Annotated in this window: 14 protein-coding genes and 1 pseudogene; 5 read left to right on the top strand and 10 right to left on the bottom strand. The window is 37.7% G+C overall.

What is annotated here, in order from left to right:
* Positions 1–68: 68 nt before the first annotated feature.
* Positions 69–896 carry a BRO-N domain-containing protein gene (locus AC07E5_RS03215; RefSeq protein ID WP_498624578.1) on the bottom strand — a complete coding sequence of 276 codons (828 nt, stop codon included), beginning with the start codon at positions 894–896 and terminating at the stop codon, positions 69–71.
* A 169-nt stretch (positions 897–1065) separates the two neighbouring features.
* On the opposite strand from AC07E5_RS03215, the pseudogene AC07E5_RS03210 reads away from it, so the two are divergent.
* Positions 1066–1197: pseudogene (locus AC07E5_RS03210) on the top strand (Arc family DNA-binding protein); the annotation flags it as partial.
* Between the two features lie 410 nt (positions 1198–1607).
* Complete coding sequence (locus tag AC07E5_RS03205) at positions 1608–2279, top strand: hypothetical protein (protein ID WP_498624577.1); 672 nt, start codon at positions 1608–1610, stop codon at positions 2277–2279.
* Positions 2280–2290: 11 nt separating this feature from the next.
* On the opposite strand, the gene AC07E5_RS03200 is transcribed toward AC07E5_RS03205, so the two are convergent.
* From AC07E5_RS03200 to AC07E5_RS03190, 3 genes are all read right to left on the bottom strand, one after another.
* A complete protein-coding gene (locus tag AC07E5_RS03200; RefSeq protein WP_498624576.1) occupies positions 2291–2899 on the bottom strand; it encodes a RipA family octameric membrane protein in 609 nt (202 codons plus the stop codon).
* Positions 2900–3006: 107 nt separating this feature from the next.
* Positions 3007–4080: a helix-turn-helix domain-containing protein gene (locus AC07E5_RS03195; protein WP_498624575.1), complete on the bottom strand. Its 1074-nt coding sequence runs from the start codon at positions 4078–4080 to the stop codon at positions 3007–3009.
* Between the two features lie 20 nt (positions 4081–4100).
* Positions 4101–4721, bottom strand: coding sequence for a hypothetical protein (locus AC07E5_RS03190; RefSeq protein WP_136144301.1), 621 nt, complete (start codon positions 4719–4721; stop codon positions 4101–4103).
* 521 nt (positions 4722–5242) lie between these two features.
* Between AC07E5_RS03190 and AC07E5_RS03185 the strand changes: the two genes are divergently transcribed.
* Positions 5243–5638, top strand: a complete 396-nt coding sequence (locus AC07E5_RS03185; protein ID WP_180061122.1) for a hypothetical protein — start codon at positions 5243–5245, stop codon at positions 5636–5638.
* A gap of 41 nt (positions 5639–5679) precedes the next feature.
* Here the strand turns inward: AC07E5_RS03185 and AC07E5_RS03180 are convergent, their stop codons facing one another.
* Positions 5680–6045: a hypothetical protein gene (locus AC07E5_RS03180; protein WP_178319057.1), complete on the bottom strand. Its 366-nt coding sequence runs from the start codon at positions 6043–6045 to the stop codon at positions 5680–5682.
* Between the two features lie 153 nt (positions 6046–6198).
* On the opposite strand from AC07E5_RS03180, the gene AC07E5_RS03175 reads away from it, so the two are divergent.
* Positions 6199–6792, top strand: a complete 594-nt coding sequence (locus tag AC07E5_RS03175) for a hypothetical protein (protein WP_096902561.1) — start codon at positions 6199–6201, stop codon at positions 6790–6792.
* A 66-nt stretch (positions 6793–6858) separates the two neighbouring features.
* Here AC07E5_RS03175 and AC07E5_RS03170 read toward each other — a convergent pair whose 3' ends face one another.
* From AC07E5_RS03170 to AC07E5_RS03150, 5 genes are all read right to left on the bottom strand, one after another.
* Positions 6859–7569 carry an SGNH/GDSL hydrolase family protein gene (locus tag AC07E5_RS03170; protein ID WP_096902562.1) on the bottom strand — a complete coding sequence of 237 codons (711 nt, stop codon included), beginning with the start codon at positions 7567–7569 and terminating at the stop codon, positions 6859–6861.
* Between the two features lie 162 nt (positions 7570–7731).
* A complete protein-coding gene (locus AC07E5_RS03165) occupies positions 7732–8475 on the bottom strand; it encodes an SDR family oxidoreductase (protein ID WP_004973576.1) in 744 nt (247 codons plus the stop codon).
* A 10-nt stretch (positions 8476–8485) separates the two neighbouring features.
* Complete coding sequence (locus AC07E5_RS03160; protein WP_004973573.1) at positions 8486–9184, bottom strand: histidine phosphatase family protein; 699 nt, start codon at positions 9182–9184, stop codon at positions 8486–8488.
* The gene (locus AC07E5_RS03155) at positions 9181–10302 is read right to left on the bottom strand and encodes a phosphotransferase family protein (RefSeq protein WP_498624574.1); all 1122 of its coding nucleotides are present in this window, start codon (positions 10300–10302) and stop codon (positions 9181–9183) included. Before AC07E5_RS03155 ends, AC07E5_RS03160 begins: the two co-directional genes overlap by 4 nt.
* A gap of 130 nt (positions 10303–10432) precedes the next feature.
* Positions 10433–11674: an acyl-CoA dehydrogenase family protein gene (locus AC07E5_RS03150; protein ID WP_004973568.1), complete on the bottom strand. Its 1242-nt coding sequence runs from the start codon at positions 11672–11674 to the stop codon at positions 10433–10435.
* A gap of 93 nt (positions 11675–11767) precedes the next feature.
* Here AC07E5_RS03150 and AC07E5_RS03145 point away from each other — a divergent pair, with 93 nt between their 5' ends.
* Positions 11768–12685, top strand: a complete 918-nt coding sequence (locus tag AC07E5_RS03145) for a LysR family transcriptional regulator (protein ID WP_104851971.1) — start codon at positions 11768–11770, stop codon at positions 12683–12685.
* Positions 12686–12689: the final 4 nt, after the last annotated feature.

Here is a 12689-nt window from a genome sequence, read left to right as displayed (position 1 = left end):
AAAGGCACCATAAGATTAATGCCAGTCACTCTCTTAACTGACTGGCATTAACCCAAAGGTGGCTAAAACTAAATGACAGGAGTTAAACTGCGGCATTCTGACAGTGCTTTGTAGCCTATCCCGCCATTATGCCAATCATGTCTTTGCGCCAACTCATAAATCGGCATATAGATTTCCCTACCTACAATTTGCCGTGCATCTTCTGCAGCAAATTTAAAATGGTCATGGATGCCATGTCCCATTGTCGGGCTGATCTTACGGATCACGTCTCCAAACTCTGTCCACCAGTGACTGAGCCATAGCGCATGCAGTGCCATTGAACGTGAGCGATCTGAAACAGCAGTATGGCTTTTCTCTGCTTGAGAAAATAACGCTATTAAGTGATGCACGTATTCCACTGCCACTGGTATAGCTTCATACGGAATATCTTCGATATGCTCTACATTGAAGCGTTGATGCACAAGTTTATAGGCTTCTGAGTAATTTAAGTGCTTGGTTTTAGCCACGAGCATATTCACAGCATTGGTTAGTGGTTCACGCTCTGATTTGTGGGTTTTGGCTACTGGTGCATCTACCGCTTTGTCCAAAATATCTAAAACCCATTTTCGGAATTGCTTAGCGATAACTGTTTTGGAAAACATAGCAATTAGGTGAGCACCACGAAGCGAGAAAATACGGTTTTCCATTTCCACTTTACCCGTCTTTCTAACGACACTCATTTTGAGGGTCGTTGTCATTGATGCAGTAAACTCATCTTTATTACGCTCATACACTTGAGTAACTGCATCAGATTTTACATAACCTAGTGCCCCTGCCAATTCGCTCGCAGTTAACCAAACTTGCCCATCTTGCTGTATGGGATTAAATTTAACTTCATTAAATGTTAGACTAATCATGTCTTTTCTCCTGGTAGAGAATTAGATAGAGCCCCTTGTTTGATGTGAGAGTCGCAAGGGGTTTTTTATCCCCATTGGGGATGTATTAAACTGTATTCTTCAAAATATATGTTGTCAATCCCCATTGGGGATATTATTATGAAAATAATTTGGACTGAACTAACTAAAAATGGCTAGAAATTTAGACGTCGAATACAAAATGCGTATGACGCAAGAGCTAAAAGACAAAATTGTCGAATCGGCTAAAGAACTAAATCGCTCAATGAATGCGGATATTGTGGCTCGACTTGAAGAAAGCTTTTTGAGAAATGAGAGTTCTGCTCCTGCCAGTTCTGATGTAAAAATCATTCATTTAAAAAATGGAAAAAAACGTGTGGTTTATGGAAAGTTGCTCAATACGCTTGATTTAGACTACACACAAGAACTCTCTGCCCTACAAAATGATATTCACCTTTCTCTTGAAGTATTAAGTGGCTCTTCTTTTTGGAATTCATTAAAGTTTTTCAATAAAGATGTTTTAGTTTTTAAGGGCGACAATCATATTGATGTTGTAGATAACGGTAAAAGAAGTCTTGGTTGGTTGGTTGTAGAAGATCATGATGTCAGTACTTAAAAAAGAAGTGATGAAAATTAATTTTAAGCTTAACTAAAACTCTTAAATTTAATAAGTATGAATATCAGCAAACTAAATTATCAATAGGGCCTTTTTAAATGGATATTTTTTCTAATATATGGGGCTTTCTTAAAGAGTATAGTGGTATTTTTGCTAGTATTCCTGTACTGATCTACTTAACAAACCTTATTATTTTAAAATTTATTAAAAAAGATGAACTGGTGCTTCAAAAGGACTTAAACATTCAATTAGAGCGAGAGAAAGCTAATTTTAATGCCAAACTTGAACGAATAAAGGCACACTATACTCAAGAGAATGAAAAGTTAAAAAGCGAATTGTCACATCAAAATGCAAGATTACAAATTGCATATTCAGGCGTATATAAAGATCAAGCTGAAGCATTACGTTTACTTTATACTTTAATCTTAGAATTTGAAGTAGCAATACGAGATAGAAGGAATCCAAATATTATAGATTCGAGCAAATATAAAAAGCCTGCCGAAATACTAGAAACTTTTAAAATTGAATTCTACAAAAATGCTATTTTTTTACCTCATCATCTCGATGAAAAAATATTTGAAATTATTGGCTTTGGATTTTCGAAATTTCTTTTCGATAAGTTTTTGCTTGCTGAACAAAAGGCAATTCAGGGTGATTTAGATGAGGCAAACAAACTTAGTGATGAAGGCTTTGTTAATGATGCTGAATTTATTAAACTTAGAGATGATTTTAGAAATGAAATAAGAAAAATCTTAGCCATCAATGAGTAATAAAAAGCCCCTCAAGGGGCTTTTTCAAAATTAATTCCATATATAAAATTTGAAAAATCAAAGCTATGAAACCAACCTAATGTGCTAAAAAACAGTGCTATCCAAGTGAGCATTAATATAAATCCAGTATAGACTGGTACCCGACTTACTGAATATTTTGTAATAATAATTTTATTAAAATCTATTTCTAAAAATTTACTTTCAGCTTTTTCAATTTTAGCTCTAACCTTTTCTTTAAACTCCTCCGTTTCTTCACCTTTTTCCAAACTAAATAAAGGAATAAAATTTTCTTTGCCAATTGTTTCTTTTAATTTGTCTTCAATTTCACTTGTCTTAAGCTCCCACCATTCTTGCCAGTACTTTGCACCTGCGGCAACTTTAATTTGATGGCCTGAAATTAATATCCCTGAAAAACAAATTATAAATTCAACGATAGGCTTAGGAGCTTGATTGCTAAAAACAGCAGCCAATAAGACCCCCTGAAATAACATGAAAAAGTTATTTCTATTGATTAATTGTGTTATCTCAAAATTTCTCGTTTCAATAGCTAATTTATACACAGCTTTCAGTTCAGAAACTTTAGCTTCATTCGACATTATTTCGCTATCTTGATTACACATATCACACTTCTTGGTTTTAAAATCAAGGGATAAAACTACTAACTTTATAATAAAAAGTAAAATTATATTTTTGAAATATTTAAAAAAAGCGCCATTAGGCGCTTCTTTTAAACAATGGTAAGAGTTCTTGGCTTTTTAGGAACATCCATTCCAACAAGATTTTCAAGGAAGCTGACATTCACATCCAAAGCTTGAGCAATATCCTCAGCAAAAATTTTCTTTTTTGCGAGCATTGCAAAGCAAGTTTGAAGAAGCTCAGGATTTTCCTTAGGAATCAAATAGTCTTCTTTTTCAGTAATGGATTCACTATTTTTTCTCAGTGCAATTACACCACTGGTGTATTGTTCCTGAGTCAATAAACCCAAAGACTTGGCTCTGTAAAGAATTGCGGCCTTACTTACCTTCCACGTCTGTTTAAACTCACTTAATTTAGCCCAGTTATAACGACCACCTTTAAACCATGTAGGGAAATGAGTTCGCATCATTGTTTGTGGAATTAACAGTGCCGAAGCAAATTGATTTGCCTCTGATTCAGTAAGACGATCGCCTGTCACCGTACCATCATGAAGAACTAAATGTCCAAGCTCATGAGCAAGGTCAAAGCGCTGGCGACATTCACTTTCTTTTGCTTCATTACGTACAAAAATAGGTCGCTTTGTTGCTAAAGATAAGGCATCTACTTCTTTTGATACAGAAGAAAATGTCGTTACTACGATTCCATGAGTTTCACAAAGACGAATCATATTGCTAATTGGACCTAAACCAAGCCCCCAATCAGCACGACACTGTTCTGCTATCGCTTCAATAGAAATAGACCGATCATAAGCCTGAATATCATATTTAGGCAATCTAAGTTTAGAATCCAGATATTCAGTCAATCGCTTAATATATTCTCCACGAGCAATAACAACTTGTTTTGTTGCTACTTTTGTAGATCTTAGGCTTCTAAAGTGGATTTGCTCTTCCTGTAAGACAGGTTTTAAATGAGTAAATAGCCCTACGGGAACATTAAAGTATGCGGCAGCTTGTTGAATAAATTGAGGACTTGGCATGGTCTGCCCTGTCTCAACTTTGTGAACATACTGCCGTGTGCACTCAAGGTGCTGACCTAACTCCTCTAAAGACAGTTGATTAAACTGTCTCAGAAGTTTTAGTTCTAATCCATTAAAAGGCGTGTTCATAATGACATTGCTTGCTACTACTATTTAAATTTGGTATCCAAATCTTCGTATTGAAGATCATCTTCATCAGGATCTCCAACTGATGGTGCATCTAAATGAATAGGTTCTGGAGTAATTGGATCTACTAAATGTAACTTATTACCATCCAGATTGTCATTAGATCGCCAATAAGCAACAGGCACTGTGGCTAAATTAAAGCCAACAAATTCAACAAATGCTTCTTCTTCCTCTGACTTTGGCGCATTCAGAATGAACTTCCAAATCACAGGCTGGTTATTATCAACCTGAAATAGGTCATAATTTGCAGGTGTATATTTTCTTAATTTTAATGATTTGGGATCCGTAAAGTCGCCTTTACAGAAACCAATTTGCGCATAACCAATTTGAAAAACGAATCTAAACGTCCCATCTTTTAAGTGAACTTCTACAGGACAGTCCTGTGATACGATTAATTTTTTAAATTGTTCATACGTACGGCCAAATATCGCTGTACCGCGAGTATAGTTATTATCATTTTCACTATTTAAAATTTCGTGAACATCAAAATAAATATCAAGCATTGGGGTAGCGAAGTATTCAAGCACTTCATCTGTTAGTAAGGGCTCAAAAGCCGATGGAGGATGCAACTTTGTTTCTGTCATATAAATTAGTCCAAAATTAATTTTGAGATGTTGGTTAAAATTAAAATAGGACTAAATTGTGAATTTGTCAACCAACTTTTTGGACTAAAACTTGGATTTGTCAACTATAGTGACATTTGGGCATTAGTACTGAAAAATAAAAGCCCGCATCAGCGGGCATTTTTTATTCTTTATTTTGTTTTGCTTCGATCTGCTCCTCACCTATATCAAAACCTATTTCTACAGCACCGTTTAGCCCAAATATAGACAACAATAATTTAAACATCATTTTCCCCAAGTTAATTCTTATCTATTTGGGTAGATTTGAGTTATGTTTCATGCGGTTCATTCGATCAATATCTGCAGGTTTGTAACCATGATCCAAGAGATACTTGGTCTTATCATCGGGATAGTCTCTCAGAATATTGACTCTCCGACAAACCCGGTACGGTTTATTCCTTCTAGAATTACTATAGATTTCCAATAATTTAAGCCACAAGGTGTATACTCTCACGCGATCATTAATCACATAAATAGACATTATGAAATTCATTATCTTGGCTTTATTTTTCTTTTCTACTTGGGCATCGGCAAAAGAAATTAATTCAATTCCAAATGAGTATATTGGACTCTGGGGTGATAGCGTCCGCACATGCAAAACTAAAGAGCCTAACGGGGACTTTATGCTCCTTGTAAATGTTACTCCAAAGCTTATTGAGGGGAGTTATGCGGAATCAAGCTTTACATTTAAACCTATTTTTATAGAAGATGACTGGATGCACAACAAAGCTCTACCAACTGCAGGATGGTATGCGCCATATTACGATGAAGATGGTGATCAGCAACAAAAACCAGTATTGATGAATGTAACGCTTTTCAAAGAGCGCAATGGATTGTACATATTGCCATTAGCTAGCACAAAACTTGTAAAATGTTAAAAAGAAGCCCGCAATCAGCGGGCTTTTTTAATAGAAAGAAATTAATAAATAATACCATCCCACCAACCACGCACATCTCTGTTGGTAGTATATGAGGCAGTGTTACCTGGTTTCAGTGTGTAGTTGCAGGTGTAAACTGTTGCATACTGACGGCCAGTTCTTGCATGTGTCAGATAATTGGTTTGTACCGCTCTTCCAGTAGAACAACCAGATAAGCTCAAGGCTTCTGATAATGTCGTATAGGAGGTTGATAGTCTTTGTGTTGGTCCATCACATTGATATTTACCTGAATTGGTCTGCCAACAAACCGCAAGTGCTGTATTAGGAGAGTCATCAGCTATTACTTGCGTGGATCCAAAAATTGAAAAACACATAGTTATAGCTGCAAATAATTTTAAAGTCTTCATCTTTAATTCCCCTTAAAAAATTAACTCTGAAATGCTGCTTAAAAATTCATATATAGCAAGACTATTTAAATAAGGATACTCCCAATATTGGGATGTCTTTTGAAAGGATCGTAGATTAATTTAAGAACAATACTGCAATAAAGGGACGCAAAAATGAAAAAAAATATAGTTGGACTAATCGTGTTTTCATTTATATCCATGTGTACATTTGCTGCGACTAATGGAACATATTCCATTCAAAATGGATATTATTCAATTGATGCGAGATTTGAAGAAAACAAACTTGTAATTGTTGAGCCGAATAAGACATCAACCTACCTAAAGAATAGTTCTGGCGATTATATTTTTACGAATCCTACAAACAATATCACCTATGGTATGCGCGTGTTGGACGATAAAACTTTAGAAGCTTTTAAACCAGGTGTTCCAAACTCGTCGACTATCCTAACTTTGAAATCTTCAGCACCAAAGGTTCAATCAGCCTCAAATGATGGTAAAAGCAATCAAATGAAAGCACTCGCTGATAAATATTTTAAGCTTGCAGAAACAGATAGTGATAATGTTCATACTTGGGCAAATTGTGCATCGGTAGCTTTGGCGTATTCAAGTCTGTCTATGGACAAAGCAAAAGAAATGGAGCTACAGGCAGCAACTTTAATTAAGTTAAGTCAATCGCCTGTAGCAAGCACATCTCCTTGCTCTGAAGTAATATCTAATAAGACTTGGATGTCCGCTCCAAGCTATTAAGCAAAAGCCCACTATTAGCGGGCTTTCTTATACGCATTACCGAGTTTTACATCATAAGAATTCTACCTAAAACCGTTCTAAAATCATCTCCGCGACTTCTTTGCCCCAAATTTGGTAAATTTCTTTACTTGGATGAAAACCATCTTTTGCCATTTCTAAATTCATGGATTGATATTTTCGAATATCATATTCAATCCACTGCATATCTTCTTGTTGTGCAATCATTTTTTCTAATTGTAAGTTCATTTGTTTTGCGTATTGTCCAAATAGCCAAGACAAGGGATTAGGTAATGCAGGAAATAAATGCATTGGTGGAACCCCCGTAGCAATGATTAATTCAGGTTGGAATTTCGCTTGAATAAGTTGATAAAAATGTTGCTGTTGTTTAATCCAAGTCTGTGCCGACATTAAGCGTGTTACATCGTTGACACCAACAGAAGTAACCACAACATCATATTTTTGATTTACCAGTTTTTTCGTTTTTTGAATGACTTGTGAGGTAGTATCTCCAGACTGCGCCTCTAAACGCCAATGTACTTGGTACTGATGCTGCAAAGCAGAAATCACCGCACCTAAAAGCGCATCATTTTGATGTGCTACCCCAACGCCTGCAGCGGCAGAATCGCCTAAAATCAATAATGACAGCGTTTGCCCTTGCCCTGTAATACCTTCTCGTGCGCCTTCGGCTTCAGGCAATCGGATCGTGTTCTTTTTAACACGACTTCCCTGAATCACCAAAGCGGGAATTAAGGCAAGGGTTGCTGTTCTAAGCCACATCACATTTCACTCTTAAATACGAAAACCGAAAATACAAATTTTAAACCCAAACAAAAGTAGAGACTCAAATATAAAAATAGCATCGTGTCATTTAAAGTGATTGCATTCATCATCAGCTTTAAATTTCAGGATGCTATTCAAATACTATGATATCGCTGCTATTTAGCCGAGTTTATTGACCAATTTTAATGGTAAAACTTTCATAGCTAAGCCCAATGGCAACCATGGCCATTTAGGTACATAGGCTTTAATTGGCGCTTTTTCAATTTCTGCAGCAAGTAAGCGTGAACCTGTTTTTTCATCAACTTCAAAAGGCAGTTTTTTTGCACCTTCGTTGATTTCGGTACGAATATAACCAGGGAAAATAGTCGTAACTTGAATAGGTGTATCAATTAATTCTGCACGAATTCCTTCTGCTAAATGTGCTACTGCAGCTTTACTTGCACCGTAAGCAGTAAGATGTTTTGGCATACCACGAATGGCACTCATAGATGAAATCATCACCAAATGCCCTGAGTTTTGCTCACGGAAAATTTCAACCGCGGCTTCACACTGCGCCAAAGCTGAAATAAAGTTGGTTTCTACTGTGGCTTTGTTGATGGCAAAATTACCTTTACCAATGCGACGTCCTTCGCCCACGCCTGCATTGACAATAATGCGGTCAATTTGTCCAAAATCTTGTTTAAATTCACGAAACACCTGAAACACCTGATCATAATTGGTGACATCCAGCGTTTTTGCAATAACACGAATACCAAACTGGCTTTCCAGTTCTTGTTTCAGCGTTTCCAAACGCTCTAAACGTCGGGCGCAAATTGCAAGGTTATAACCCATTTGAGCAAATTCACGTGCCATACCCGCACCAATACCTGAACTTGCACCTGTAATTAGAATTGTTTTTGTCATGGTTTGATCCTTAAATCCAAGTCAATAAATTTGAGTTTTCAGCTTTAATAAAATGATGTTCATTCAAGCTTAACAGTTGTGGTTCACTGCCGACCAAACGTAAAGTGGTGATACTTGAGTTAGTAATTGCCCAGTTCAATGCAAAGGTTTTATTGGGCGTTAAGCCTAAAATTTTACCTGCAGCCACAGAAATCACACCACCAGAAGTAAATACCACAGCATATCGTGGTTGTTTTTGGGCTAAGTCATCACATAAATGCTGCAATGCATCTTCGACACGCTGTTTAAAATGCGGCCAAGATTCTTCATATTCATGGTGATATTCACCGCCCGTCCAGCGTTCTATCGCACCTTCAAAAATTTTTGCCAAATATGCACGAGGATTGACCTCTTTGGCGACATCTTCTTTCATCAATTCAGGTTGATTAAAACGCGGTTCATACTGCGCGAAAACCTGTTGATGATTAAACTCGTTCCATGCACTGTCGGTATGAATTTCGACCTCAGGAAAACATTCTGCCAAAGCCAGTTGTGCAGTTTGCTGATGGCGCTGCATTGAACCAGCCACCACATAGGGTGCTTCTTTTAAAATGCGATCAAAATAACGTCCGAGCAATTTGGCTTGTAACTCACCATTAGGCGAAAGTTGATCATAACTTTCTGCCCCAAAAGATGCTTGCCCATGACGAATTAAATAAATGGTGGTCATTTCGGCATCAATTCCTTAAATTTGGCGATATATTTTTGTGCTAGTTCATTTGCTTCCAGTTTTTGTAAACCAATTAACTTTAAGGCACGAATATGCAAAGCATGAATGACAATCCAGAAATCCTTAAATGCAGGATTATTGGTTTGCTTGTGGAAATAACGATAATAAATTTGCTGGGCGATCACCGCTAAACGGAAAATTCCAAACACTTCATAGAATGTCCAGTTATCGGTGCTCAAGCCTGTTTTTTGCAAATAATAGTCCACCACTTGCTGACGTGTGAACATGCCTTTTAAGTGCGTTGGTTGACGACGGGTGGCTTTAAAAATTTGATTATCGGTATCTTCAACCCAATATGCCAAAGCCGAGCCTAAATCCATGAGTGGATCGCCCAGTGTTGCCATTTCCCAGTCCAAAACGCCAATCACTTGAGTCGGATGTTTCGGGTCTAAAATCACATTATCAAAACGCCAGTCGTTATGAATAATGCAGGTTTTTGAATCTGCAGGAATATGGTCTAACAACCATTTACGCACATATTTAAAAGATGACACGTTGATGGTATGTGCTTTGGCATAGCGTGCATCCCAACCTTCTACCTGACGTCGGCAATAACCATCACCTTTCCCTAATTTTTCTAGCTCAGTTCCTGCATAAGGTACTTGATGCAGCTCAATCAGTTTATCAATGACATTTACACAAAGTTCATGTACTTGAGTTTCGCTAAAATCAAGCTCTGGTGGCAATTTTGCACGTGGGATAATGCCTTCAATACGTTGCATCACGTAAAAATCGCAGCCAATTACAGCTTCATCCTGACACAACGCCACCATTTCAGGTAACACAGGATAAAACGGGGCTAAATTCTTTTGCACATGATATTCACGCGCCATGTCATGTGCAGATTTAGCTTTAGTACCTTTGGGCGGACGACGCAAAATTAAATCAGCATTGCTGTACTTAAGGCGATATGTCCAGTTCGATGCACCGCCTGAATATTGTGTGACTTCTACAGGTTCTACGACATCGACATTTTGTTGTTTTAACCATGCTGTCACTGCCTGAATATCGAGTTCTTCGCCTTCGCGTACTGTGCCGCCTACATCAATAACTGACATTATTTTTCCCTAATTTTCCAATTTTTTTAATCTAACATAGATTTTCCGTGTTCTCTTGAGATGTATCGGCAATATCAGAAATATTGCCGAATACACTACCAAGCGACACAATAAAAAATTCGCAACTGACTTATTTTTTTCGGCTGCTACGATAACCACGTTTAGCCAACTCAAGTTTGGCAATCATGCCTTTGTGTACTTCGTCTGGTCCATCGGCAAGACGTAAACTACGCGCTTGGGCAAAGAAACCTGTCAACGGTGTATCTCTAGATACGCCTGCACCACCATGAATCTGCATCGCCATATCAACTACTTTTTCCAAGACACTTGGTGCAACCACTTTAATGGCAGAAATTTCGGTAAGTGCTGCCATATTGCCTAAAGTATCCATTTTATAGGCTGCATAGAGAGTTAATAAACGTGCTTGGTCAATCGCCACACGTGCTTCCGCTACACGCTCCAAATTGCCACCGAGTTTCAGAATTTCCTTGCCAAATGCGGTACGACTCATGCCACGGTCAATCATCAACTCCAAAGATTTTTCGGCTGCACCAATACAACGCATACAATGGTGAATACGCCCCGGACCTAAACGACCTTGTGCAATTTCAAAACCTTGTCCTGCACCGCCAATAAAGTTGGCAACAGGCACACGCACGTTATCAAAACTGACTTCGCCATGACCGTGTGGCGCGTCGTAATCACCAAATACAGGTAACATGCGTTGAATTTTAACGCCCGCAGTATCCACAGGGACTAAAACCATAGAGTGTTGATGATGACGGTCTTTGGTTTCATCGGGTGTATGCGCCATAAAAATAATAATTTTGGCATTTGGATCGCCCAAACCTGAAGACCACCATTTACGACCATTCAAGACAATTTCATCGCCGTCTACGACTGCTGTTGCCTGCATATTGGTCGCATCACTTGAAGCCACTGCAGGTTCAGTCATACAAAACACAGAACGAATTTTACCTTCAAGCAGCGGTGTCAGCCATTCTGCCTTTTGTGCTTCAGAACCATAGCGCCATAAAACTTCCATGTTGCCGCTGTCGGGTGCATTACAGTTAAATACGGTTGGCGCAATCAAACTGCGTCCACTCAACTCTGCAATGTGTGCATATTCTTGTACCGACAAACCTTGTCCTAATTCTGGACAAGGTAAAAACATATTCCATAAACCTGCAGCTTTGGCTTTGGCTTTTAATTGTTCTAATTGTGCTGGCCATTGCCATTTAGTCCAGTCACCACCCTGATTTAATTCGTGAACTTCTGCCCAGAATTCAGCTTCAATCGGCTCAATTTCTTTGGCAATAAAGGCTTTGGTACGTTCTATATAGTCTTTGGCGCGTGCAGATAGCTCAAACATGGTTCAAATCCCTTAAAATATTGTATTCATTGCTTTACAACACCTTAACTTGAAAAGTAATATGAACAAAATGATTTAATTCAATAAAACACTATGAATCATGTTCATAACAATGCAAAAGTTGATCTTACCGTTTTTCATCGTTTAGACATCAATTTATACCCGATGTTTGTTGCAATTTATGAGCAGCGCAGTATTTCCAAAGCTGCACAAATTTTGTGTATTAGCCAATCTGCCGCCAGTCATGCTTTGCAGCGTTTAAGACAACATTTACAAGATGATTTACTGGTGCGAAGTGGCAATAAAATGCTGCCTACGCCTTTTGCCGAGCAAATTTATCCGACTATTAAAAATGCCTTGTTGGCGATTCAAAGTATTGCAATACAGAAACAGCAATTTGAGCCGAATATGTTGCAATCGCTCAAAATTGCTATCCATGATGAAATTGAACCGATTATTTTTCCTAAATTGGTGGCGCATTTTCAAAAGTTGAACTTGGATATTCAATTTCTGAGCCACAAATTAGACCGCAAAACGGTTTTGGCAGATTTAGCAACACAACAAATTGATTTTGTAATTGATTTAGAACAAAACTTTGGCGATAAAATTCAGTTTCAATCCTTAGTTCAAGACCAATTTGTGGTCTGTAGTTCACAACAAGAAATGAATACTGCACTTTATTTATCTTCTGCACATATTGGGGTTTCATCACGGCGTACTGGTATGTTGCTAGAAGATATTTATTTGCATCAAAAGCAATTATCACGGCAGGTTTTTTTACGTTGTCAGCACTATTCTACGGCGTTACAGATTTTACAGCAGCATCCTCAAGCCATACTAACTATTCCTAAAATGATTTTAAAGCATTTGAATATGAGCCAAAAATTGAATATTTTTGATGTGCCTGTAGACTTGCCTGTAATTAATATGGGGATGTATTGGCATAAAGATTTACAGGAAAATTCAAGGCATTATTTCTTAAGAGAGGAAATTTCTAAAATCTTTGCTTAGGCTA

It is taken from the genome of Acinetobacter seohaensis (genome assembly GCF_056431365.1).
This window is presented reverse-complemented; position numbering and strand designations above follow the sequence as displayed.